Origin of the sequence: Amycolatopsis taiwanensis DSM 45107, from assembly GCF_000519205.1 — a bacterium.
Classification (GTDB): Bacteria; Actinomycetota; Actinomycetes; order Mycobacteriales; family Pseudonocardiaceae; genus Amycolatopsis_E; species Amycolatopsis_E taiwanensis.
In genome coordinates, this window is sequence record NZ_JAFB01000024.1 from 68,694 (window position 1) to 90,020 (window position 21,327).

The window sequence follows — 21,327 nt, forward strand, 5'->3', positions numbered from 1 at the left end:
GAGGCCCGACTCGGTACACGGCTTGTTTCAGTCCCACCAGAACCACCACAGGTCGTTGCCGACGAGGTCGTTCACGTACTCGTCGAACGATTCCATCGCCTGCGTGACGAGGTCGGGGCAGAAAGCGTGATGCTCGATGGCGACCTGTCGAGCGTGTTCGACCGAGGTCGGCGGTGCCGCCACGGTGAGTACGTTCGCGCTCTGCTTGGTGGGGACCACTTGGCTCCTCGCGCTGGTGGTGATCCTCTTGCGCGACCAGCACCGCTCACACGCGACGTAACTTTCGAGCATTTACCGTGCTCGACCGAGACGATATCGTCCATGGCCGGCGACAAGGAGTTCCTTCATGTACTACAGCGGGCTGTCCCTGGATCGAGCGGGAAGCCGACGGACAGACCGCGCGTGGCTCCAGAAGAAGCTCACGGACACCGACACCCAGGTGATTCCGTTGTGGCGTGACAACTGTCTGGTTCGCCACGACCAGCCGGTGATGCTCACGGCGGGGGAGCTCCCGGTCGCGACCGAAGATCCGGTATTGCTCGGGCTCGACGGTGCGGCCGCGGTCTTCGCCGCGGACCTGTCGGAACTGGAGCAGGCGGAGGCGCTGGAGGCCGCCGGGGCGGACTCGGTGGTGGACGTGCGTGGTCTCGTCGCGACTCGTCCGGTGGCAGAGTGCGGGCTGCTCGCTTATGCGCGCGGAATCCTGCACTGGCAACGGAATCAGCAGTTCTGTGGAGCCTGTGGCGGCCGTACCGGCTCCCGCGACGGGGGACACCTGCGCGTTTGCCGGCAGTGCGGCAAGCTGCTGTTCCCCCGGATCGAACCGGCGGTGATCGTGCTGGTCGAACTGCCGGGAGAACCACGGCGGTGCCTGCTCGGCCAACACCGGCAGTCCGCCCCAAACCGGTTCAGCACGCTCGCCGGGTTCGTCGAGATCGGCGAGAGCCTCGAAGACGCCGTGCGGCGAGAGGTTGCCGAGGAGGCCGGCGTCACGGTGGATGTCGTGGAATACCAGGGATCACAGTCGTGGCCGTTTCCGGCCGGACTGATGGTGGGTTTTCGTGCGCAAGCGGTCTCCGAGACGATCGCGGTGGACGGCCAGGAACTGCAGGAGGCTCGGTGGTTCACCGCGGCGGATCTGCGCGCACGAATCGCCGACCCGGAAATCGGCGTGCCCTACCGAGCGGACTCGATCGGCAAGACGCTGATCGAAGACTGGCTGCGCGAGAACGACTGATCGCGTGCTCGTCTTGCGGTTTGAACAACTCTCGATCAGTACACATACCAGTGCGTAAACCCGTAGAAGAACCAGGCAAATGCGGCGAGCCACGCGGACTCGGCGAGCACCAGCCACAGCCACGGGTTCTTCCTGGAACGCAGAAACCAGCCGATGAGCAGGTGCGCCAGACCGGCTACCACGGCGATCGTCGTGAGACGCGCACCCTGTTGCGCTTCTGCCGGGAGATGCCAGGTCCACTCGACGCCATACGTCATGCCTGCGAAGGACACGAAGAAGGCCGCGGTGAACAGCGTCAGGGTCCATAGCACCAGGCGGCCGAGGCGCTCGGTGTTTCGAGATGCGTTTCTGGTCGCCGCGCCGAGGAGGAAGAGCCCGAGGAGGTCGGCCACGACCGGCAGGACGGGATCCCCGTTGTAGAGCCACAAGTGGCTGTTCCACGCCCACGCCGTCGTCATCGTCGCCGCGCCGAATACTGCGGCCCCGAGCAACTGGCAGGCAACGGCCCATCGGGAACGAGCCGGCCGTCCCTCGACGGGGCCGGTGGTTATATCGGACGACACGCAAGACCCCCAGCGCTGACAGGTAGCGCAGGTTACCGGGTTCGCCGGCTGCGCGAAAACGACCAGTCATCCACCGGTTGTTGCGCGTTGGTGCACGAGTTCGCCGTCCTGATATACCGCCACCACGCGGTCGGCCATGCCATCGGGTTCGATGCCGCCCCGGATGACGACCAGGTCGGCTCGCTTGCCGGGCTCGACCGAGCCGAGTTCGTCGTCCAAGCGCATGAGCCTGGCGGCGGAAAGGGTGGCGGCGTGCAGTACCTGGGCGTGGGTCATGCCACAGGCGGCCATGAGGGGCAGTTCGTCGAGGTTTCGGCCATGCGGGGTGACCCCGGTGTCGGTACCCATGGCGATCTTGACGCCGGCCGCGACGGCGCGGCGTACCGAGTCCATGCTGGCTTCGGTGATCAGCTTGGCGTTGGCCAGCATGTGCTCGGGAACCGACATACCGGCGGCCGCGGCGCGCAGGGTGCCCGGTCCGGCCATCAGGGTGGGCACCAGCCAGCTTCCTCGGTCGAGCATGAGATCGATGGCCTCGTCATCAAGGAAGTATCCGTGCTCGATGGACCGGACCCCGTTGCGCACCGCGATCTTTATGCCCTCGGCGCTGTAGGCGTGGGACATCACCGAGATGCCGGCGGCCGCGGCCTCGCGCACGATCATGGCGACCTCGTCGTCACCGAAATGCGCGGCTCGGGGATCGGCGCGCGGTGAGACGACACCGCCGCTGGTGGCGATCTTGATGACGTTTGCCCCGGCGCGCACCATTTCCCGGACCTTCCGGCGGGCCTGGTCCGGCCCGTCGACGACGCCGTCCGGCCGTCCGGGGTGCGGCACGAAGACCGGGCTCAGGCAGCCCGAGGGCTCCCAGGGGTCGTTCTGCCCGCCGGTTTGGGACAGCTGCTCGATGGACAGGAACGTGCGTGGTCCCCGAATGAGTCCCTGTTGCTGGGCGACCTGGAGTCCCAGATCGGCGCCGCAGGCGTCGCGAACGGTGGTGATCCCCACGGCGAGCGTGGCGCGCATCGTGTGCACGGCCTGGAAGAACGGCAGCGAGAACGGCGTTGCTCGCCAACCCTCGGGGTCCAGACCGTTCACCATGAGATGCACGTGGCAGTCGAAAAGGCCGGGCAATACGGTGCTGCCGGTGCAGTCGACGACATCGTCGCCGTCCAAGCCGGTGCCGACCGCGACGATACGGCCCTCTTCCACCGCCACATCCGCCGGTTGTGGCGGTGCCCCGGTGCCGTCGAAGACATGGCCTCCGGTGAACAAGGTTCGGGTCATGTGGTCCTCATTCCCTGCGGCGCAAGGTCAGCCACCTGGCATACTCATTATAGGAAACCATATCGATTGCGAGAATTGCAATGGATGACGACCAGATCGCGGCTACCGTGGCTCAACTCAAGGCGCTGGGGCACCCACTTCGGTTGCGCATCCTGCGGCTGTGCCTGGAACGTGACCACACGAACCAGGAGCTGGCGGCCGGCCTGGATGTCGCGCCGGCAACCGCGCTGCGACATGTCAGAGAGCTTGTCGCGACCGGATTCCTGGACTCCGGTGAGATGCGCACCGGAGACAGCGGCGCCTGGGAGCGGCCATACCGGGCGACCAGGTTGTCCCGGCGACTGGCCGTCCACCACGTCGGGCACCCGGACCTGTCCAGGGATGTGCAATTGGCGGTCGTCGCCGCGTATCACGCCGAGCTTGCCGCGTCGGACCTCGGCGTGGTCCGCAGTCAAGAACGCCTCGCCATGCGGCTGAGCGAATCAACACTGCGGGAATTGATCAACAAGGTTGAGGCATTGCTCCGTGAGTATGTGCAACGCGACGATCCCGACGGCGTCGGGGTCAGCGTGCTGTGGAGCCTGCACGAGCGAGAAAACGGTGACCAGTAGCGCCGGGTTACAGGGTGTGTGAGGCCGCTTCCGTGGGCGCGGCGGTGTTTCCTGGCGGCCGGCCGCACCGCTTCCGTGCAGGCCGGGCTCGGTCATGCCGAAGGCATAACGGTTCTAACTGGCATGCCTACGGCTACCGTTAGTCACGGGAGAGCATGGCTGCGGCTTCACGCTCCAGATCAACGTAGGGTTCGCCGCTGACGTCGAAGGCCACGCGCTTGAGTGTTCCGCCGGTGAACGGCCAAGGAGCTTCTCCGGGGTAATCGTCGGTGACGGGGTCGCCGCGGTCACGGCCTATGTTGAGGCCCTCGCCGGCGATGCCGAACTTGCCCGGCTGGGTCCTGATCCGTCCCTCGCCGACCTTGTGATCATCGTGGTAGAGGCTCAGCGTGCCGTGTGCGGTGCCGGGCGGGTCCTCACCCTCCTTGTCGAAGGAAGCAGCCAGGATCATGTTGTCGCCGATCGGCAACTCCTCGGTCGCGACGATTCGCTGTATTGCGTTCCCGAGGAAGTTGTAGACATAGTGCAGCCTGTTGTCCTTGATGTACAGTGCGTGCCCGCCGAAGCGGCTGCCGTGGGCGAGTAGTACGCCCGCCGCGCCACGGCGGGGGAGTTCGACGAGGACGCCAAGGGAATAGGAGCGGTTCCGGATGCTCGGAGCGGCCGACTCGGAGATCTCGGCGCCGCCTGGGCGGTACGTGTAACGGTTGCGTGGTGGGCTCATCTGCGGGCGTGGCGTGGTCAGGATCTCGACCGCAGAGCGGTCGTCGAGCGGGTACGCCTGGTTCATACCGGCCTCGTGGAACCACAGGCCGATGAGTTCGTTGAGTTTGGCGGGTTCCTCGGCGGCGAGGTCGTGGCATTCGGAGCGGTCCAGTTCGGTGTGGTAGAGCTCCCAAACGTCTTCGTTGAAGTGGCTCCAGCCGCTGATGGCGGGGTGGGTTGTGACGGCCTTCCACCCGTCGTGCCAGATACCCCGGGTGCCGAGCATCGAGTAGAACTGGGTGTGCTTGGCGGTCGGGATCGTCTTCTCCTCGAAGCTGTAGCGCATGCTCACGCCCTGGATCGGGTGCTGGGTATAGCCCTTGACGGTTGCCGGTTCCTCGATGTCCAGGCAGTCGATCAGGGTGGGAACGATGTCGATGGCGTGGTGGTACTGGTCGCGGGTCTGGCCGGCGGCCTTGATCCCGGCCGGCCAGGAGATGATGCAGGGGTCGCAGATGCCGCCGTTGAACGAGTAGCGCTTCCACATCTTGAACGGCGTGTTGAAGGCCATCGCCCAGCCGTTCGGGTAGTGGTTGTAGGTCTTGGTGCTGCCGAGGTCGTCCAGCATGCGCAGGTTTTCCGCGAGGTCGTCGGGCACGCCGTTGGCGAGCTTGTTCTCGTTGACCGAGCCGTTCGGCCCGCCCTCGCCGCTCGCGCCGTTGTCGGAGACCACCACGATGATGGTGTTGTCCAGTTGCTCGATCTCCTCCAGGTAGTCCAGCAGGCGGCCGATCTGACTGTCGCAATGAGACAGAAAGCCCGCGTAGGTCTCGGCCATCCGGGCGAACAGCCGTTTCTCGTCGTCGGACAAGGTGTCCCAGGGGCGGGTGTAGTCCAGCGGGGGAAACGGCTGTCCCTCCGGACCGCTGCGCGTGTCCGGCGTGCCGATCGGATTGATCGGTGGGAGTTCGGTGTTCTGCGGGAGCAGGCCCATTTCTTTTTGCCGGGCCAGGGTCTGCCGGCGCATCTCGTCGTACCCGGCATCGAACCGGCCCCGGTATCTCTCCACCCACTCACGGGGAACCTGGTGCGGGGCGTGGGCACAGCCTGGCGCGTAGTAGACGAACACCGGCCGTTCCGGGGCGATCGCCTTGACGTCGTCGATGAACTCGATGGCCTTGTCGGTGATGTCGACGCTGAAGTGGTAGCCCTCTTCCGGCGTCTTCGGCTGTTCGGCGGAGTGGTTGTCATGCACCAGGTTCGGGTACCACTGGCTCGTCTCCGCGCCGAGGAAGCCGTAGAAGCGCTCGAATCCGCGGCCGATCGGCCAGTCCCGCTTGGTCGAGGCCAGGTTCATCTCGTCTTCCGCGCACAGATGCCACTTGCCGACCATCGCCGTGCTGAAGCCCTGATCGACCAGCATCTCGGCGAGCGTCGCGCATTCCGGCGGCACGTGCCCGTTCGCACCGGGAAAACCGATCGCGGCTTCGCTGATGCAGGCCATACCGTTGACGGTGTGGTTACGGCCGGTGAGCAAGCATGAGCGCGTGGGGGAGCACAAGGCCGTGGTGTGCCACTGCGTGTACCGCAAGCCGTTGCGGGCGATCCGATCGATGTTCGGCGTGTCGATCGGACCGCCGTAGCAGCGGATAGCGCCGTAGCCCACGTCGTCGAGGACGATGTAGACCACGTTCGGCGTGCCGGGTTTCGCCTTCGGCTGCTCGTAGGGACCCCAGTCCGGTACCGAGTCGCGGACGTCGATGTTGACGACGCCCCGGAATGGCTTGGTCACGGCGTTCCTCCCTGGCGGTGTCACACAGCGAGGAACCAGACTCGTAAGTCATACCTCGTGGCGCATCGCCCCTGGCAGGTGAACCATGTGCCGTGCCCGGCTCCCGTCACGTCACGCTTGTTCCAGGGCCTCACCGAAATCGCGCAGAACCCGGCCGCGGTGGCTGTGGGCGAGCCCGTGCCCGATGGCGATGACGGCCGCGACCGGCCAGTCGAGTATCCCGAACGCGGCGAGCACGCCAAGGCCGGCGACGAAGGCGAGCCCTTCGGGGGACGGGAGTTGCAGACGCAGGCCCAGTAGTTCGATGTTCGTCGAGTGGCCTGAGATGACGCGCTCGGCGGCTGCCCGCGCACCGGAGTCCTTGCCCGAATCGGAGGCCTCCGTCCGCGGTGAGGGCACAGGACGCGTCTTGTCGGCTGACACCGTCATATCGCGCTCCTTTCACCAGCCGGTACAAGGTGCCTGTTCGTGTCATTTCCTACGCTAACCCCATACCGTCCCCGCCGCGTGTCCACTCCCCGAACCGCGAACACACCCGCCCGAACCGCGAACACACCCGCCTGGGCCGGGAACTCGCGTGCCTGGAGCGGGGACACGCCGGGATCTGGCGTGTCCCCGGTTCGGGCTGGCGAGTTCTGGGTTGGGGCGGGTGAGTTCTGGGTTGGGGCGGGTGAGTTCCGGGTTCTAGTAAACCGACTGAAGCAGGTCGAGGACCTCCGGCTCGGTGGGGGCGCGTGGCGTGTTCCGCGTGACCGCGTCGGCGACCGCGTCCGCCGCGATGGCCGGCAACCGGTCCCTGCCCACGCCGAGGTCGTGCAGCCGGCTCTTGACCGACAGCAGCTCGGCGATCCGGTGGACCGCTTCGATCGCGGCGCTCGCCCAGTCGCCTCCGGCCGCCGTGCCGTGCAGGGCGCGAGCCGTTGTCTCGTAGGCCTTCCCCGCTTCGGCGGCGCTGAAGGCCATGACCTCTTCGAGCACGGCCGCGAGCGCGATTCCGTGCGGGACGCCGGCATGGGCGGTCAGGGCGTGGCCGATCCCATGGACCAGGCCGAGCCCGGACAGGGTGAGCGCGTGCCCAGCGAGGTGCGCCCCGAACATGACCTGCGCTCGTGCCTCGAGGTTTCCTCCGTCGCGGTGCACGGCCGGCAGCCCCTCGCCGAGCATCGTGACGGCGTGAGCGGCGTAGGCCGTCGAGACCGGGTTCGCCCCGCGTGAGGCCAGCGACTCGATGCCGTGGACCAGCGCGTCGAACCCGCTCGCGGCCGTCACCCGCGGCGGCAGCCCCAGGGTCAGTTCCGGGTCGAGCACGGCGATGCGCGGCCGGACCGACGAGTGTCCGATGTAGACCTTGCGACGCACGCAGGGATCTTCGATCACACCGAACCCGTTGGTTTCCGCGCCGGTGCCGGCCGTGGTGGGCACAGCGATCAGAGGCAGGCCGTCGGCGGCCTCCCACAGCTTGTCCGCGTCGGACGCGACCGAGCCGAAATTTCCCGCCAGCAGCGAGATTCCCTTGGCCGCGTCCAGCGCGGAGCCACCACCGAGCGCGATCACGACGGCGGTGCCGAACTCACGCAGGCGGGCGGCGCCGGCGTCCACCTCGGTGGTGGGTGGGTTCGGGCCGATGTCCTCATGGGTCGCATGCTCGACCCCGGCGGACGCGAGGATCTTTTCGATTCGCTCGACGATTCCGGTGGCGCGCAGCCCGCGATCGGTGACGACGAAGGCACGGGAGTGGCCGAGGGCCGTCACGAAAGACGGGAGTTCCGCCACGACGCCGGGACCGAATTCGGTGCGCCCGGTCAGCTCGACGGTGAGCCTCACGATGGTCTCCTTCAGTACTTGTTCCAAATCCGCCCACCCGATCTCGTGGCCAGTGCTCTCCGCCGAGCCCTGCGCCCAAGATCTCCTACCTTCGGACGTCGGGTTCGAGGCCTCACCTCGACCAGAGATCCGGCGGTTTCCGGAAAGGGCGTCAGACAGCCGAAAGCGTGGGGGTGGCCGGCAGGCGGAACTCCCGTCCGGCAAGGGTTTCGTACAGGCGAATGGGGGTCATCTCGCCCGCGAGATCGCCGTATGCGGCCTTCGCCCGCCGGTAGATCTGCTCGACGAGTGCGGACAGTTCCGTGGCCATGCCGACCTCCCGGCCGAGGTCGACGGCGAGCCCGAGGTCCTTGCAGGCCAGCGCCATGGCGAAGGACTCGTCGTAGTCGCCTGTCGTGAGCACGGGCAGGACATCGTTTTCCAGGAAGTGGGAGGCAGCGGGACTGGCGAGCAGCGCCGCCCGCAGCACGCCGAGGTCGGCCCCCGCCTTCACGCCCATGGCCAGCACCTCGGAGGTGGCGACGAGGTGGCAGAACCACAGAAGATTGATCATCAGCTTCACGACGTAGCCGTGGCCGGCCCCGCCGACGTGCAGTATCCGCTCCCGGTCCCCGAGCACCTCGAAGATCGGCAGTGCGTAGCCGAAGTCGGTGGCGGAACCGCCCACGAAGATCTGCAGCGTGCCCGCCTCGGCCCCGCGCGCCATGCCACTGACCGGAGCGTCCAGTCTGCGCACACCCCGGCAGTCGAGAACATCCTCGGCCACCTGCTGGGCAACGGCCGGCGTCGAGGTGGACATGTCGATCCACAGTGCACCCGCCGGCAGGGCCGCCGCTGCCCCGCCGGCGAGCATGACGCTTTCCACCGTGCGGGGCGTGGGCAGCATTGTGATCAGCACCTCGGCCGAGGCCGCGCAGGCCGCCGCGTCCGCCGCCCACCGTGCGCCCAGGGCGAGGTGCTCGTCCGCGGCTTCGGGGCGTAAGTCGTGCACCGTGACCTCGTGGCCGGCGTGGACGAGGTGGCGGGCCATGTGTCTGCCCATGTTGCCGAGTCCGATGAAGCCGATCTCCATTGATTACCTCTCGGATAAGTCGAGCCAGGTGGTTTTGAGCGCGGTGTAAGCGTCCAGTGCGTGCAGGGACCTGTCCCGTCCGGTGCCGGTGGCCTTGAAGCCGCCGAACGGTGTGATTACGTCGCTCGCGTCGAAGGTGTTGATCCACACGGTGCCGGCGCGCAGCCGGCTCGCGACCCGGTGTGCCCTGCCGACGTCACGGGTCCAGACGGACGCGGCGAGGCCGAAATCGGTGTCATTGGCAAGCCTGATCGCCTCCTCGGGTGTCCCGTCGTACGGGATGACGGAGAGAACCGGTCCGAAGATTTCCCGCTGTGCCACCGACATGTGATTGCCGACGTTGTCCAAAATGGTCGGTTCGAGGTAGTAGCCGCCGGTCTCGGCCAGCACCCGGTTGCCACCGAGGACGACGTCGGCTCCCTCGGCCCGCCCGGCCTCGACGAAGCCGAGTACCCGGGTCAGCTGTGCTTCGTCGACCAACGGGCCGAGCACGGTGTCCGGGTCGAGTGGGTCGCCGATCCGGAACACCTCCCCGACGAGCTTGCCGAGTTCGCCGAGCAGTTCGTCCTTTTGCGTCACCGGAACGAGCACCCGCGAACCGGCATTGCAGGTCTGCCCGGCGTTGTAGAAGATGCCCCACGCGACCGCTTCGGCCGCGGCCGTGAGATCGGCGTCGGGCAGAATAACCTGCGGTGACTTGCCCCCGGCCTCGATCGCGACCTGCTTTCCGTTCGACTGTCCCGCATAGACCTGGAACATGCGGGCGACCTCGACGGAACCGGTGAAGGCGATCTTGTCCACGTCCGGATGCCGGCCTAGTGCCTGCCCGGCGACCTCGCCGCGGCCCGGCACGACGTTGAGGACGCCGTCGGGCAGGCCGGCGTCCGTGCCGAGGCGGGCCAGCAGCAGCGACGCCAGTGAGGTCTGTTCCGCGGGCTTCAGCACCACCGAGTTGCCGGTCGCGAGCGCCGGCCCGAGTTTCCACGACGCGATGAGCAGGGCGTAGTTCCAGGGCACCACGGCGCCGATCACACCCAGCGGCTCGCGGGTGATCCACGCGAACGCGCCGGCGGGAGTGGGAGCCACCTCGTCGTAGGTCTTGTCGACCGTCTCGGCATACCAGGCGATCGTCTCCGCCGCCTTGGCGACGTCGACCCGGCGGGCCTCGCCGACGGGCTTGCCCATCTCCAGCGAGTCGAGCAGGGCCAGTTCGTCGGTGTGCTCGACGATGAGCTCCGCCCAGCGAAGCAGGATCCTCTTGCGTTCCCGTGGCGCGAGCCCGCGCCATCGGCCGTCGTCGAACGCTTCGCGGGCTGCACGCACGGCACGGTCTATGTCGGCTTCGCCGCCGTCCGCCACGTGCGCGAGCACCCGGCCGTCCCGCGGTGAGACGGTGGGGAATTCGTTGTCGGACAACGGGTCCACGAAGCAGCCACCGATGAACGGCCGCGTCTGCGGCGTGATCCTGGCGGCCGCGTCGAGCCAGTCCTGATAGGTCAGATCCGCCACCGGCGCACCGCCTCCTCGTCGAGTTCGATGCCCAGCCCGGGCCGCTGGGGCACCTCGAGTTCGCCGGCCGCGTTGATCATCACGGGGGCGGCCAGCATGAAGTCGCGGCGTTCCGGCGTCCAGCCGGGCGGGTCGTAGGGGTATTCGAAGAACGGCCCGCCGCCGACCCCCGCGGCGACGTGCAGGTTGGCCAGCAGGCCGATGCCGTTGGTCCAGCTGTGCGGGGTGAAGGCCCGGTGCCTGAGCTGCGCGAGTTCGGCCAGGGTCCGGGCCCGGTGCATGCCGACCGCCAGCACAACGTCCATTTGATAGATGTCGAGAACGTCGTGTTCGAGATAGCCCAGCAGGTCCGGCACCGAATGGTGCATCTCGCCGGCGGCGATCCGCAGTCCCGGGTTGTCCGCGCGCAGCTGCCGGAACCCGTCGGCGTCGGGGTAGGGCAACGGCTCCTCGACCCAGAACACGTCCAGCTCGGCCAGACGGCGCACCAGGCGGCGTGTCGTGGCGAGGTCGGTCGCCTGCGCGGTGTCTCCCGCCATGCGCCAGGACTGGTTGAGGTCCACCATGATCTCGAAGTCGGGGCCGAGCGCCTCGCGGACCGCCGCGACCGCGGCGACACCCTCGTCGATCCGGGCCCGGTCGATCCGGATCTTCATCGCCCGGAATCCCGCCTCCCGCGCCTGCCAGGCGGCATCCACCCGCGCCTCGGGCGACTTCAGCTCGGCGGAGGAGGCGTACGCGGGCAGAGTCCGGGCGGAGTTGCCGAAGAGCGTGGCGACCGGCAGCCCGGCGACCTTGCCGATGACGTCCCACAGCGCGGCTTCGAGCGGCCAGTAGCGGCCACCGTGGAAGTTGGCCGTTTCGATGGCCTTCACGTGGCGGGCGATGTCGAGCGGGTTCTCTCCGATGAACAGGTCCTTGACGGTGTCGAAGGAGTCCATCGTGTCGCCCGAGCCGATGCCGGTGACGCCCTCGTCGGTGTGCACGCGAACGATAGTCGCGTCGAAGTGCCGGCGGGGCTGCGGATCCCATGCCGCGTGCAGCGGCGGGTCGAGCTCGAGGCGGAGCCGGTCGAGCGTGATGTCGATGATCTTCACTGGGCGCGTACCTCCGCGCTGCTCTGTGCCAGGACTTTGTCGCTGGGCGTGTAGAACGGGTTCGCCGCGCCTTCCCGGGCGGCGCCGAGCACGTCGTCGATCGCGGGCGTGCCCGCCACCGCGGCGCGGACCGCGCGGAACGCCGCGACGCGCTGGTTGGCGAAGGCCCGGTCGAGGTCCGTGACCGCGGGATTCACCCAGATCGCGGCGATGATCAGCAGGTCGCTTACCGCCTCCCGGGGGATGAGGCCGGCCTCGACCGCGTCGGTCACGCCGAGCGCAAGCCCGGCCTGAGCCGCTCCCCACGTCGCCCGGCTGTGCAGCTCGCTTTCCGCGGCGGCCTTGGGCACGAACAGGGTCGGCGGCTGCACCGGGACGGACGGGCGGACCACGGTCACGAACGGGACGTGTCCCGCACTCGGGCTCGCCAGTGCCGTGGCCCAGGCGGTGGCGACGGGGCCGTCGCGGCGCCCCAGCACGACGTTCGTGTGGGCGGCGTCGGCACCTTCGCCGACGAATGCCTCGCCGACGAGCACGGTGGCCGCGAAAGTCATGGGTAACTCCAGAAACTCGGATGCCAGCGGGACCGACGGTAAGAGCGCGGCGAAACGCGCGGCAAGGGATCGAGACACATCGCAATGCTGGTTGCGCTCCCGCCAACTCCCCCGGTCACCAACCCCGAACTCGCCCGACCCGAGCACACGCCCGCCCGAACCCGGAACTCGCCCGCCCGAACCCGGAACTCGCCCGCCCGAACCCGGGAAGTCGGGCGCCTGGACCCGGAACTCGTCCGCCTGGACCGGGAAGTCGTCCGCCTGGACCGGGAAGTCGGGCGCCTGGACTGGGGATTCGGGTGCCTGGGCCGGGGACTCGCGCGCCTGAACCCGGAACTCGCGGGCCTGAGTCGGGGACACGCCGGGAGTTGGCGTGTCCCCGGTTCGGGACGGTGAGTTCTGGGTTCGGGGTGGTGAGTTCTGGGTGGGGGACGGTGAGTTCTGGGTGGGGGCGGGGTGTTCCGGGGTCGGTTACGCTGCGGCCATGACGACGCCGCTGCCGGGGCCGGCTCCCCGGCACCACGTCCACGGGCTGCGGCGTGATCTCGACCTCCTGGAGGCACTGGCCTCACCGGAGGCCCAGCACGCCGGCGGTCTCGGCGTCGTCCGGCTCGCCCAGCTCGTCGGGCGTGAGAAGAGCCAGGTTTCCCGGGCGCTCAAGGCACTCGCCGAAGAGGGCGTGGTCGAGCGCGATCCGGACACGCGGGGGTACCGGCTGGGCTGGCGTCTGTTCTCACTCGTCGCCCGCACCGTCGAAGACCGGCTGGTGCGCGCGGCGGAACCCGTGATGCACAAGCTGTCGGCCGATCTCGAGGAGACCAGCCACCTGTGTGTGCTCCGTGACCAGGAGGTCCTGACGATCCTGTCGGTTTCGGGACATTCCTTCCGGGTGCACGACTGGGAGGGCCGTGGGGTGCCCGCCCACTGCACGTCGGCCGGCCGGGTGCTGCTGCTCGACGCCACGCCCGACGAGCTGTACGTCCGATTTCCCGACATCCCCTCCGGCGGCGGCCGATCCGAAGTGCGCACCCTGCCGGAGCTGTGGGCGAAGATCCAGGAAGGCCGGCGGACCGGGTTCGCCAAGGTCAACGAGGAGTTCGAGGCCGGTCTGGCCGGGGTTTCCGCCCCCGTCCGCGACTTCCGCGGCCGGGTCGTGGCCGCTCTCAACATCTCGGCACCGGCCGCGCGGCTCGGTCACCGCCTGGACGATGCCGGCCGCATCACCGCCCGGGCGGCCGCGGCCGTGTCCGCGCAACTGGGCTGGGATACCCCGCCGACCCGGCGACCGGCACCCGCACGCCCGACCTGATCGCTCGCCTGTTGTCGTATGTGGACGGTGGCTGATGCCATCCGGTCAAAGAGAGGACCCAACCGGCCACGTCTGCCTGTTCCCGGGCGACGGTGGCCCTGAGGGCCTAGGCTGTCACCGCGAGGGAAGGGCGATGCCATGGATGCCGACTCCCGGACCAGGGCCGCGATCGAGGAGCATTGGCGGGCCTCGGAACGCGGAAACACCGACGCCGAGCACGCCATCTACGCCACCGGCGCAATCCTGGACTACCCGCAGTCAGGCGAGCGGTTCCGGGGCCGCGCGACGATTTCGGCGCAACGCGGCGGGCACCCGGCCGACCGGCACTTCACCGTCCAGCGGATCACCGGCCACGCGAACCTGTGGGTGAGCGAATGCGTCATCACCTACGACGGTGTGCCTTCGTACTCGGTGAGCATCATGGAATTCGCTGACCAGCATGTGGTGCACGAGACGCAGTACTTCGCTGACCCCTTCGGCGCGCCGGCGTGGCGGGCCGCGCTCGCGGAGCCGATGCCGGGCCGAACCATCGCTGGAGCCTGATCCTTGGCGTCGCTCGGGTCAGCTGCCTGACCAGCCTGACACTTTGTTAGGAGTCCTTGGTCCGGAGTCGTGGCGCCGCCCTCGACTTCTCGGCACTGGCCGCATCACTGCCCGGGCGGCCGGGCCGTGTCGGCGCAACTGGGCTGGGACGCCCCGCCGACCCGGCCACCGGCACCCGCACGCCCGACCTGATCATCCGGTTGTCGCCGCCAGAACCCGAATATGATCTTCCCGGTTTCCTTGCCCTGCCCCGATTTCTCTGGCCAGCGACCGTCAGCTGGATCTGGACGACGGAGAGCGTGGTGGTCTATTCAGGGTCGTCCTGGACGGTTTTCGGGCCGGCCAGTTGCACCAGCACCGCGCCGGCGAGCAGGATCACCGCCCCGGCCAGCTGCATCACGCCGAGCGCCTGGTCGAGCAGCAGCCAGGCCAGCACGGCGGCGACCAGCGGTTCCACCAGAGCCAGCACGCTGGCCAGGGCCGAGGGCAGGGCGCGCAGTCCGGCCAGGTAGGGCAGCACGGTGCCGACCACGGCCAGCACCACCAGCGCCAGCCACACCGGCGCGCGCAGGCCGCCCAGTACCGCAGGCGCGGCGAGCAGGCCCGAGGGCAGCGTCCACGGCGGACTGACCACGGCCACCACCACCGCGCCGATCGCCAGCCCGGCCGCGGCCAGTCCGAACGAGTCGTGCCTGCTCGCGGCGTGCTCGCCGAGCAGGAAGTACCCGGCTGAGCAGATCGCCGCGGCCAGCCCGGCGGCGACGCCGACCAGGTCGAGCCGGGCGCCCTGCCAGACCTGTGCGACCAGAGCCAGTCCGGCCACGGCCAGCCCGATCCCCAGCCACACCAGCCGGGGCAGCCGGGTGCGCCGTACCACCCGCACCCATAACGCGACCAGTGCGGGCGCCAGGTTGGCCAGCACCATCGCCACCCCGACCGGGACTCGGGCCACGGCCAGGAAGAAGAACAGCTGGACCCCGGCGACACCGAGCAGGCCGTAGCCGAGCAGCAGCCACCCCTCGGCGCGGCGGAACCGCAGTGCCCGCGGCCGCAGCACCGCGACCACGGGGACCAGCAGTACCGCGGCCAACGCGATCCGCACCGAGGTCACCGCGGACGGGGACAAACCCGTCTCCATCACGGCTTTGGCCAGTGGACCGGAACTCGCGAACAGCACCCACGAGGTCAGGCTCAGCCCGGTCGCCCAGGCCCGGCTCGGCGCCCGCGCGGTCTTTTCCAGTAGGACCACGCCCGCAGTGTGCCCGCCGGATCACGTTTCCGGCCAACGGATTTCCGGCGCTCGGTCCCGGGGCGAAGCGACCCGTCCAGGGGCCGGGTGGAAGACCCCGGCCCCCGGTGCGCCTACTTGGCGGCCAGGACGAACTTGTCGGTGTAGGTCTTCGACAGGTCGATGGTCTTGCCCTTCACGTCCGGGTTGAACGCCTGCAGGACGGCGAGGTTCGTCGGCGGGCCGTTCGGCGGCATGATGCCGGTCGGGTTGTAGATGCCCTTCTCGTTGTCGAACGCCTTGGCGTAGGCGTCCTTGCCGGAACCGGCGTAGTAGTCTGCCGGCATCTGGTCGGCCACCTCCGTCCCGTTGTGGGTCTGGATCCACTTGAGGGTCTCGACGTAGGCGTTCACCAGTTTCTGCACCACATCGGGATGGCTGTCCACATAGGATGTCGTCATATACAGCGAGGTCGCCGGGTACTCGCCGCCGAGCTGTTGCACGGTGGCCGCCGCGGTGCGCATGTCGAGCAGGATGTAGGCCGAGCCGGTGGCCAGCAGTGTGGAGACCGTCGGTTCGGTGGTCATCGCGCAGTCGACGTTTCCGTGCTGCAGCGCGCCGATCAGCGTGTTGCCGGACTGCACTCCGACGCGGTGGATCTTCGCCGGGTCGACGCCGTTCTTCTGCGCCAGGTACTGGGTGAGGAAGTCGGTGGACGAGCCGAGGTCGGTGACTCCGAGGTTGCGGTCCGCCCAGTCCGCGGGCGAGTGAATCTGGTCCTTCACCTCGTTGCGGCAGAGCTCGACCTCGGCGGGGGTGGTCAGCATCGACACCACCGACTCGAGCGACTGCCCGAGGCCCTGCATCGCGATGGTGTGGTCGTAGAACCCGCCCACTCCGTCGACCTTGCCGGCGATCATGTTCGTGGTGGCGTCGACGCCGGCACCCTCGTCCTGCAGCGTCACGTTGAGCCCTTGCTGCTGGTAGAACCCGAGCCGCTGGGCGAGCATGAAGGGCAGATAGATCTGTTTGTTCAGCCCGCCCACCATGATGCTGACCGGCGTGCCGGTGCCGCCGCTCGAACTGGTGCCCGAGCCTTGGCCGGCGTTGTTCGCACAGCCGGCCAGGCCCAGTGCCGCGGCCAGCGCCGCGGCGATCCATTTCCTTCTGGACACGGTGATCTCCCTTGATCTCGTGGTTGGGCGGCGAAAGCGGTCACAGGTCGGGGCCGGTCAGCTGCGCGGGCCGCCAGCGCAGCAGCCGGTGTTCGAGCCAGGTGATGAGCCATTCCGCGATCAGGGCGACGATTCCCATGATCACCATGGCGGCCCACACGCCGCTGGCGTCGAAGGTGCCCTGGGCGTTCTTGATCAACACGCCGAGCCCGGCGTAGCCGCCGAGGAACTCGCCGACGATCGCGCCGATCAGGGCGAACCCGAAGCTCACGTGCAGGCTTGCGATGATCCACGTGAACGCCGACGGCAGCACGACGTGCCGGGTCACCTGCCAGCGGGACGCGCCGAGAATCGTGGCGTTGGCGACGAAGTTGCGGTCGACCTCGCGGGTGCCCTGGAACGCGTTGAAGAAGACCCCGAAGAACACGAGCACGATCACGAGCAGGATCTTCGACTCCAGCCCCAAGCCGAAGGCGAGCACGAAGACCGAGCCGAGCACGATCCGCGGGATCGCGTTGAGCACCTTGATGAACGGCCCGAACACGTCGGCAAGGAACTTGATCCGGCCGAGCGCGATCCCGCAGACGATGCCCAGCGCGGTCCCGATGAGGAAGCCGAGCAGCGCTTCCTGCAACGTGGTCCAGATCTGGTCGCCGAGGGAGCCGATCGCCGTGCCGTCGGTCACCCAGGTCTGCAACCGGAAGACGATCTGCGATGGCACTCCATAAAGGATGATCGCGTGCTGGTCGCCCTGGACGAGCAGTTGCCAGCCGCCGATCAAGACGACCAGTAGGGCCAATTGCGTCGCGTGGACCAGTAACTGCCGACGGCGTCGCCGCGCACGACGTGTGGTGTCCGGCAGCGCGGCCGCCGGCGCGGTGGTCGTCATCGTTCCTCCGTCCCGGTCAGCTGTGTCGTCTGCGAGTAGGCCACGTCGACCTCGGCGCGCAGCGCCTCCCAGATCTCGTGGTAGAGGTCGACGAACTCGGGTTCGAACCGGATCTCCTGCACGACGCGCGGCCGCGGGAGATCGATGGCGAACCGGGCCTTCACCGTCGCCGCGGGCCCGGCCGTGAGCACCACGACGGAGTCGGCGAGCGCGATTGCCTCTTCCAGGTCGTGGGTCACGAACACGACCGCGGGCCGGGTCAGTTCCCACAGCCCCAGCAACTCGCCCGACATCTTCGCGCGGGTCTGTACGTCCAGGGCGCTGAACGGCTCGTCCATGAGCAGGATCTCCGGCTCGTTGATGAGGTTCTGCGCGAGCGCGACCCGCTTGCGCATGCCGCCGGAAAGCTGATGTGGGTAGCGGCCTTCAAAACCGCTCAGCCCGACCCGGCGGATCCAGTCGCGCGCGTCGTCGAACGCCTTGCGTTTCGACGCCCCGCGAAAACGTGGACCGGCGGATACGTTGTCCAGCACCGTTTTCCACGGCAGGATCGCGTCCGTCTGGAACATGAACGCGACGCCGGGGGCGATGCTCGTGACGGGTTTGCCGTGCACCTCGACCGAGCCCGCAGACGGACGATCGAGCCCGGAAACCAGGGTGAGTGTCGTCGACTTGCCACACCCGGTCGGCCCCACGACGGCGCAGAACTCGCCCGGTCGCACCGTGATGTCCAGGTCTCGCAGAGCGGTGTAGGGCGTACCGTCCTCGGTGGCGAACTGTTTCGTCACGCCGCGCAGCGCGATCGCCGGAGGCGCACCACTGGGCGTAGTCGCGGGCACGGTGCTGCTCCCTTCCTCGGCCGACCGGAATCGAGGTCGGTGTGGTGGTGGACGGTAGGCGCGTGCCGGAGGCGGGAGAACGTTGTGTGCGTTTCCGATGACGGCGTGCTTTTTGTGGTTTCTGCTCATAAAGTTCGGCACGTTGAGGACATTTCGGTCTTTTCGTCAACGGCTGCTTGGCAGCGGGGAACTCACGTGGTGTCATCCAATTCAGGCCCCATGGTGAGTGGCAGAGCGGAGCAGTCATGTGGCGATCCCGCCCGCTGGCGTCACAGATCCTGCTCGGCGTGCTGGGCATTCTGGTCGCCACCGTGTCGGCCGGCACGCTGCTCTACGCCAAGCTCACCCGCGAGACGCTCGACACCCAGTACGGCCAGCGCGCGCTCGGCATCGCGATGACGGTGGCCCAGATGCCGACGGTGCGGGACGCGCTCGTGGCCGGCGACCCGGGCCACACGATCGATCCGATGGCCGAACAGGTCCGGCGCACCACCGGGGCGGCCTACGTGGTGGTCACCGACCGGACGGGGCTGCGGTACTCCCATCCCAATCCCGATCTCATCGGGCAGCGCCTCGAAGAGCCCGTTGCGGCCCTTGACGGCCGGGGACACACGGGCATCGACAACGGCAGCCTCGGCCGGTCGGCCAACGGCCGCGCCCCGCTGCTCGGTCCGGACGGCGCCGTCGCCGGGCAGGTCTCGGTCGGCATCCTCGAGGAGCAGGTGTCGAGCGAGCTGATGGGCAGGATCCTGTGGGTGCTGCTGTATTCCGCGGTGGCACTGGCCATCGGAGTGGGTGCGTCCTGGCTGCTCGCCCACCGGATCAAACGCGCCACTTTCGACCTCGAACTCTCCGAAATCGTTGCGCTGCTTCAAGAACGCGAAGCGATGCTCCACGGCATCCGCGAAGGTGTGGTCGGCCTGGACACCGTCGGCCGGGTCGAGGTGATCAACGACGAGGCCCGCCGCCTGCTCGGGATCTCGACCGCCGCACGGGGACGCCGGATCGCCGACCTGCTGCCGCCGGGCCGGTTGCGCGACCTGATGACCGGCACCATGTGCGGTGCCGACGAGGTCGTGCTGACCGACGAGTTCCTGTTGGTGGTGAACCGGATGCCGGTCGTACTCGCCGGCCGCGACGCGGGCGCGGTGATCACTCTGCGCGATCGCACCGAGATGGAAGGGCTGGTGCGGGAGCTGGACGCGGTGACCGGTTTGACCACCGCACTGCGGGCCCAGGAACACGAGTTCAACAACCGCCTGCACGTCCTTTCCGGACTGCTCGGCCTCGGCGAGCCGGACGAAGCCGCTCGCTACCTGGCGGAGATTTCCCACGATTACACGGCGCAGGCCGGTGACCTCCGCGCCAGGATCTCCCCGCCGGAGCTGGCCGCCCTGTTACTCGCGAAGGTGACCATCGCGGCGGAACGGGACGTCCGGCTCACCGTGAGCCCGGAGTCCCATTTGGACCTTCCGTCGATCGAAACGAAGTCCCTGCTCACCGTGCTGGGCAACCTCATCGACAACGCGGTGGAGGCGGTCGCGGGGGAGCTGGGGCCGCGCCGGGTCGATGTGCATGTGTCCGACGTCGGCGGCGCGGTGCGCATCGTGGTCACCGACACCGGGCCCGGTATCGCGCACGATGCGCTCGAGAAGGTCTTCACCGACGGCTACAGCAGCAAGGCTCCGCGCGAAGGAATGCGCCGGGGCCTCGGACTCGCACTGGTCTACCGGCTCGTGCACCGGGCCGGCGGATCGATCGACGTCACACCGGGACCCGGAGCCCGGTTCGAGGTCCGGCTGCCCAACACGGGTGTCCCGCACGAGTACCGGGTGCGGCGGGCCCGCAGGACCACCGAGCCGGAGCGAGTGTCATGATCAGGACCGTCGTCGTGGATGACGACTACCGGGTGGCGAGCATTCACGCCGCGAGCATCGATCGCATCCCGGGTTTCACCTGCGTGGGCCGGGCCCACACCGCCGAGCAGGCACGGCAGTCGGTGCGGGAGCTCGAACCCGAACTCCTCCTGCTCGACGTGTACCTGCCCGACGAGGATGGGCTCTCTGTCCTACGTGGACTGAACGCGGAAGGTACGGCAGCGCCGGACTGCATCGTCATCACCGCGGCACGGGATCTGGGCACGGTGCGCACCGCGATGCATCTCGGGGCCGTGTATTACCTGGTCAAGCCGTTCGGTCTGACGCAACTGCGCAACCAGTTGGAGGCATACCGGCTTTGGCGACAGCAGGCGAGCGGAACCGGGGAAGCGGACCAGGAAACGGTCGACACGCTGTACAGCCTTCTCCGCGGCGCCACCGGTCATCCGGGCACGGGCGCACTGCCGCCCACCATGCGGAAGGTACTCGAAGCCGTGCGTTCGTCACGAGAGCCGCTGGCGGCGAGTGCGCTGGCCGCGCAGTTGGGCATCAGCCGGCCGACCGCGCAGCGGTACCTGAGCGAATTGCATCGGCGTGGCGCGCTCGAACTGGATCTCGAATACGGCAGCGCCGGACGCCCCGTCCACCGCTATCGCCCGGCCACCCGATGACAGCCGGAAAGAGTCACGGTTCCACCAGACCGGTCCGGATCGCGTAGCGGGTGAGTTCCAGCCGATCTCGCATGCCCAGCTTCTGCAGAATATTCGCGCGGTGCCGGTCGACGGTCTTGACGCTGATGACGAGGGCGTCGGCGATCTCCTTGGCGGAATTACCTTCGGCGATCAGTTTGACGATCTCTTCCTCTCGTGGCGTGAGGATGGCCTCCGGTATTCGCTTGCCCTGACGTTCGCGCTGCAGGTAGTCACGAATCAGGGCGGTGATCGCACCGGGATAGAGAAACGGCTCACCGCGCATGGCCGCGCGACATGCCTCGATGAGGTCCTGGTCCGCCACGGACTTGAGCACGTAGCCCGACGCGCCGGCCTTGAGCGCCTCGAAGAAGTACTGCTCGTTTTCGTACATGGACAGGATGAGAATCCGCATGTCCGGTGCGCGCCGGGAAATCTCGCGCGCGGCCTGCAGCCCGGTCTTGCGCGGCATCGCGATGTCCAGGATCGCGAGATCGACTCGGCCGGGTCGGCGGCGTCGACCGCGG

Annotated in this window: 21 protein-coding genes; 6 read left to right on the forward strand and 15 right to left on the reverse strand. The window is 68.3% G+C overall.

All coding sequences use genetic code 11. The features are described from left to right. Window positions 1-27 precede the first annotated feature (27 nt). Window positions 28-219 carry a DUF4253 domain-containing protein gene (locus A3CU_RS45535; RefSeq protein WP_043841714.1) on the reverse strand — a complete coding sequence of 64 codons (192 nt, stop codon included), beginning with the start codon at window positions 217-219 and terminating at the stop codon, window positions 28-30. A 127-nt stretch (window positions 220-346) separates the two neighbouring features. Between A3CU_RS45535 and nudC the strand changes: the two genes are divergently transcribed. Next, window positions 347-1,237, forward strand: a complete 891-nt coding sequence (gene nudC / locus A3CU_RS0119375; RefSeq protein ID WP_027943712.1) for an NAD(+) diphosphatase — start codon at window positions 347-349, stop codon at window positions 1,235-1,237. Between the two features lie 35 nt (window positions 1,238-1,272). Here nudC and A3CU_RS0119380 read toward each other — a convergent pair whose 3' ends face one another. Both A3CU_RS0119380 and A3CU_RS0119385 read right to left on the reverse strand, forming a co-directional pair. Then, window positions 1,273-1,695, reverse strand: a complete 423-nt coding sequence (locus tag A3CU_RS0119380) for a hypothetical protein (protein WP_156960424.1) — start codon at window positions 1,693-1,695, stop codon at window positions 1,273-1,275. A gap of 171 nt (window positions 1,696-1,866) precedes the next feature. After that, window positions 1,867-3,087, reverse strand: a complete 1,221-nt coding sequence (locus A3CU_RS0119385; RefSeq protein WP_027943714.1) for a metal-dependent hydrolase family protein — start codon at window positions 3,085-3,087, stop codon at window positions 1,867-1,869. An 80-nt stretch (window positions 3,088-3,167) separates the two neighbouring features. Here A3CU_RS0119385 and A3CU_RS0119390 point away from each other — a divergent pair, with 80 nt between their 5' ends. Next, window positions 3,168-3,698 carry a helix-turn-helix domain-containing protein gene (locus A3CU_RS0119390; protein WP_027943715.1) on the forward strand — a complete coding sequence of 177 codons (531 nt, stop codon included), beginning with the start codon at window positions 3,168-3,170 and terminating at the stop codon, window positions 3,696-3,698. Between the two features lie 139 nt (window positions 3,699-3,837). On the opposite strand, the gene A3CU_RS0119395 is transcribed toward A3CU_RS0119390, so the two are convergent. The 7 genes from A3CU_RS0119395 to fae form a co-directional block, all read right to left on the reverse strand. After that, on the reverse strand, window positions 3,838-6,195 hold the full coding sequence (locus tag A3CU_RS0119395) for an arylsulfatase (protein WP_027943716.1): 2,358 nt from the start codon (window positions 6,193-6,195) through the stop codon (window positions 3,838-3,840). Between the two features lie 111 nt (window positions 6,196-6,306). Next, window positions 6,307-6,624 carry a hypothetical protein gene (locus tag A3CU_RS0119400; protein WP_063628854.1) on the reverse strand — a complete coding sequence of 106 codons (318 nt, stop codon included), beginning with the start codon at window positions 6,622-6,624 and terminating at the stop codon, window positions 6,307-6,309. A 255-nt stretch (window positions 6,625-6,879) separates the two neighbouring features. Further along, window positions 6,880-8,019 (reverse strand): iron-containing alcohol dehydrogenase family protein, encoded by a 1,140-nt coding sequence (locus A3CU_RS0119405; protein ID WP_027943718.1) that lies wholly within the window; start codon window positions 8,017-8,019, stop codon window positions 6,880-6,882. Between the two features lie 151 nt (window positions 8,020-8,170). Continuing rightward, window positions 8,171-9,091 (reverse strand): NAD(P)-dependent oxidoreductase, encoded by a 921-nt coding sequence (locus A3CU_RS0119410; protein WP_027943719.1) that lies wholly within the window; start codon window positions 9,089-9,091, stop codon window positions 8,171-8,173. A gap of 3 nt (window positions 9,092-9,094) precedes the next feature. After that, window positions 9,095-10,600: an aldehyde dehydrogenase gene (locus A3CU_RS0119415; RefSeq protein ID WP_027943720.1), complete on the reverse strand. Its 1,506-nt coding sequence runs from the start codon at window positions 10,598-10,600 to the stop codon at window positions 9,095-9,097. Beyond that, window positions 10,588-11,697 carry a mandelate racemase/muconate lactonizing enzyme family protein gene (locus A3CU_RS0119420; RefSeq protein WP_027943721.1) on the reverse strand — a complete coding sequence of 370 codons (1,110 nt, stop codon included), beginning with the start codon at window positions 11,695-11,697 and terminating at the stop codon, window positions 10,588-10,590. The genes A3CU_RS0119415 and A3CU_RS0119420 overlap by 13 nt, the downstream gene beginning before the upstream one ends. Next, window positions 11,694-12,251 (reverse strand): formaldehyde-activating enzyme, encoded by a 558-nt coding sequence (gene fae / locus A3CU_RS0119425; RefSeq protein WP_027943722.1) that lies wholly within the window; start codon window positions 12,249-12,251, stop codon window positions 11,694-11,696. The genes A3CU_RS0119420 and fae overlap by 4 nt, the downstream gene beginning before the upstream one ends. Window positions 12,252-12,735: 484 nt before the next feature. Between fae and A3CU_RS0119430 the strand changes: the two genes are divergently transcribed. Both A3CU_RS0119430 and A3CU_RS0119435 read left to right on the forward strand, forming a co-directional pair. Next, entirely contained in the window at window positions 12,736-13,560 is an 825-nt protein-coding gene (locus tag A3CU_RS0119430; RefSeq protein ID WP_027943723.1) for an IclR family transcriptional regulator, read from the forward strand. A 138-nt stretch (window positions 13,561-13,698) separates the two neighbouring features. Further along, window positions 13,699-14,103, forward strand: a complete 405-nt coding sequence (locus tag A3CU_RS0119435) for a nuclear transport factor 2-like protein (RefSeq protein WP_027943724.1) — start codon at window positions 13,699-13,701, stop codon at window positions 14,101-14,103. Between the two features lie 307 nt (window positions 14,104-14,410). On the opposite strand, the gene A3CU_RS0119440 is transcribed toward A3CU_RS0119435, so the two are convergent. From A3CU_RS0119440 to A3CU_RS0119455, 4 genes are all read right to left on the reverse strand, one after another. After that, complete coding sequence (locus A3CU_RS0119440; RefSeq protein WP_027943725.1) at window positions 14,411-15,352, reverse strand: EamA family transporter; 942 nt, start codon at window positions 15,350-15,352, stop codon at window positions 14,411-14,413. A 113-nt stretch (window positions 15,353-15,465) separates the two neighbouring features. Beyond that, on the reverse strand, window positions 15,466-16,506 hold the full coding sequence (locus A3CU_RS0119445) for an ABC transporter substrate-binding protein (RefSeq protein WP_156960425.1): 1,041 nt from the start codon (window positions 16,504-16,506) through the stop codon (window positions 15,466-15,468). Between the two features lie 40 nt (window positions 16,507-16,546). Continuing rightward, window positions 16,547-17,395, reverse strand: coding sequence for an ABC transporter permease (locus A3CU_RS0119450; RefSeq protein WP_027943727.1), 849 nt, complete (start codon window positions 17,393-17,395; stop codon window positions 16,547-16,549). Next, window positions 17,392-18,234, reverse strand: a complete 843-nt coding sequence (locus A3CU_RS0119455; RefSeq protein WP_043841717.1) for an ABC transporter ATP-binding protein — start codon at window positions 18,232-18,234, stop codon at window positions 17,392-17,394. Before A3CU_RS0119455 ends, A3CU_RS0119450 begins: the two co-directional genes overlap by 4 nt. 245 nt (window positions 18,235-18,479) lie before the next feature. Here A3CU_RS0119455 and A3CU_RS45540 point away from each other — a divergent pair, with 245 nt between their 5' ends. Together A3CU_RS45540 and A3CU_RS0119465 are read left to right on the forward strand one after the other, a co-directional pair. Beyond that, window positions 18,480-20,111, forward strand: a complete 1,632-nt coding sequence (locus A3CU_RS45540) for an ATP-binding protein (protein WP_084143393.1) — start codon at window positions 18,480-18,482, stop codon at window positions 20,109-20,111. Further along, window positions 20,108-20,782, forward strand: a complete 675-nt coding sequence (locus A3CU_RS0119465; RefSeq protein WP_027943729.1) for a response regulator — start codon at window positions 20,108-20,110, stop codon at window positions 20,780-20,782. Before A3CU_RS45540 ends, A3CU_RS0119465 begins: the two co-directional genes overlap by 4 nt. A gap of 13 nt (window positions 20,783-20,795) precedes the next feature. On the opposite strand, the gene A3CU_RS45545 is transcribed toward A3CU_RS0119465, so the two are convergent. After that, window positions 20,796-21,272 carry a LuxR C-terminal-related transcriptional regulator gene (locus A3CU_RS45545; protein WP_245617200.1) on the reverse strand — a complete coding sequence of 159 codons (477 nt, stop codon included), beginning with the start codon at window positions 21,270-21,272 and terminating at the stop codon, window positions 20,796-20,798. Window positions 21,273-21,327: the final 55 nt, after the last annotated feature.

What these genes read in the sequence shown, in the direction of transcription:
- A3CU_RS0119410 (WP_027943719.1), bottom strand. Translation starts at nt 9,091, where the DNA reads ATGGAGATCGGCTTCATCGGACTCGGCAACATGGGCAGACACATGGCC.
- A3CU_RS0119435 (WP_027943724.1), top strand. Translation starts at nt 13,699, where the DNA reads ATGGATGCCGACTCCCGGACCAGGGCCGCGATCGAGGAGCATTGGCGG.
- A3CU_RS0119400 (WP_063628854.1), bottom strand. Translation starts at nt 6,624, where the DNA reads ATGACGGTGTCAGCCGACAAGACGCGTCCTGTGCCCTCACCGCGGACG.
- A3CU_RS0119390 (WP_027943715.1), top strand. Translation starts at nt 3,168, where the DNA reads ATGGATGACGACCAGATCGCGGCTACCGTGGCTCAACTCAAGGCGCTG.
- A3CU_RS0119450 (WP_027943727.1), bottom strand. Translation starts at nt 17,395, where the DNA reads ATGACGACCACCGCGCCGGCGGCCGCGCTGCCGGACACCACACGTCGT.
- A3CU_RS45540 (WP_084143393.1), top strand. Translation starts at nt 18,480, where the DNA reads ATGTGGCGATCCCGCCCGCTGGCGTCACAGATCCTGCTCGGCGTGCTG.
- A3CU_RS0119465 (WP_027943729.1), top strand. Translation starts at nt 20,108, where the DNA reads ATGATCAGGACCGTCGTCGTGGATGACGACTACCGGGTGGCGAGCATT.
- A3CU_RS45545 (WP_245617200.1), bottom strand. Translation starts at nt 21,272, where the DNA reads ATGCCGCGCAAGACCGGGCTGCAGGCCGCGCGCGAGATTTCCCGGCGC.
- A3CU_RS0119380 (WP_156960424.1), bottom strand. Translation starts at nt 1,695, where the DNA reads ATGACGACGGCGTGGGCGTGGAACAGCCACTTGTGGCTCTACAACGGG.
- A3CU_RS0119430 (WP_027943723.1), top strand. Translation starts at nt 12,736, where the DNA reads ATGACGACGCCGCTGCCGGGGCCGGCTCCCCGGCACCACGTCCACGGG.
- fae (WP_027943722.1), bottom strand. Translation starts at nt 12,251, where the DNA reads ATGACTTTCGCGGCCACCGTGCTCGTCGGCGAGGCATTCGTCGGCGAA.
- A3CU_RS0119385 (WP_027943714.1), bottom strand. Translation starts at nt 3,087, where the DNA reads ATGACCCGAACCTTGTTCACCGGAGGCCATGTCTTCGACGGCACCGGG.
- nudC (WP_027943712.1), top strand. Translation starts at nt 347, where the DNA reads ATGTACTACAGCGGGCTGTCCCTGGATCGAGCGGGAAGCCGACGGACA.